This window comes from Micrococcus sp. KRD012 (assembly GCF_017168555.1).
Lineage (GTDB): Bacteria > Actinomycetota > Actinomycetes > Actinomycetales > Micrococcaceae > Micrococcus > Micrococcus luteus.
Window position 1 is genome coordinate 1 of record NZ_JABFBB010000040.1, and the last position, 788, is coordinate 788.

A 788-nucleotide genomic window follows, 5' to 3' on the forward strand; every position below is an offset into this window, starting at 1 on the left:
CGTTGGCCCCCGGGCCCCTTGACCTCGCGGACGCCGTCGGCATCCCGGTCCGCCGCGCCCTCCCCGGTGCGCAGACCAAGACCTCCGCCTCGATGGTCAATGTCCCGCGCATCCTCCGGGGCGTAATCCCCGCGTTCGACCCGCCCGCGTGCCCTGCACCGTGCTGTACCGGGGCATAACGATGGCCCTGACGGTGGGCGGCCGCGAGCGCACCCTGCGTCGTCGGCACTGGGAGGCCCCGCCTCAGACACCGGGCGCCTCCCCCGCCTCCCCCGGGTGCGGCATGTTGCCGTACACGTGCAGGGACGCCCCGTACCCCAGGGGCAGCCCATGGCCCTGGGCCCAGCTGGTGAGCACCTCGATGGTCTCGGCGGCCGTCAGCTCCTGCACGCCCGTCACCAGGCCGCCGGGTGCGTTCTCGGCGTCCTCGCCGGCCCGGCCCCGCCCGATGCGCCAGTTGTAGGCCCCCACGTCCTCGAACCGCCGGGCGATCTCCACGAGGAACAGCCCGCCGCCGAGCTGCATCACCTGCGCGTAGCGGGTGACGGGGTCGTCGTCCTCGAGGGTGAGGTGGTCCCGCGGGTCGACGGCGCGGTGCACCAGGTCCGCGATCCGCCCCACCCCGTCCAGCCGGTGCCAGTCCCCCAGCTCACCGCGCTCCTTGAGCTGCCACCACAGGTCGGACGCCGCGGCCTCCTGCTCCATCCACTCCACGAACTCCCGCGGGGGCATGTCGAGGGCGCGCGCGGCGCCGTCGGGCGCGGCCGGCGCGGTGCCGGGTGCGGTGG

General features: G+C 75.4%; 1 protein-coding gene. It reads right to left on the bottom strand.

The features are described from left to right. Nucleotides 1-243: 243 nt before the first annotated feature. On the bottom strand, nt 244-788 hold a 545-nt coding region (locus J1M37_RS11080; RefSeq protein ID WP_206452663.1), incomplete at its 5' end, for a hypothetical protein.